The organism is Escherichia sp. KCJ4928 (genome assembly GCF_004352695.1).
Classification (GTDB): domain Bacteria; phylum Pseudomonadota; class Gammaproteobacteria; order Enterobacterales; family Enterobacteriaceae; genus ECMA0423.
Window position 1 is genome coordinate 1 of the sequence record NZ_SJWV01000793.1, and the last position, 255, is coordinate 255.

General features: G+C 62.0%; 1 pseudogene. It reads left to right on the plus strand.

Annotated elements, in window-relative coordinates:
- Positions 1-104: 104 nt before the first annotated feature.
- Positions 105-255 (plus strand): annotated as a pseudogene (locus tag E0D98_RS26810) (post-segregation killing protein PndC); the annotation flags it as partial.

Here is a 255-nt window from a genome sequence, read left to right on the forward strand (position 1 = left end):
GCGGGGAGAAACCCCGAAGAAGTGGACGGCAGAAGGGGCTTTCGCCCCTCCGGGGGAGCAACCGGTCGGCCCGGCGACCTGATTCAGCAGAAGGAGACGTTTTCATGACAGTCAGCAGCACGATTTCTGTTTTTTGCCGCGACGGGGTGTTCCGTACCGTTTACTGCCACCTGCACGGTGAGCCGGCCTGGAACGGTCGCATCCTGCATACCCACTATGCCACCGGTCAGCAGGCCGAAGCCCTGGTTGAACACG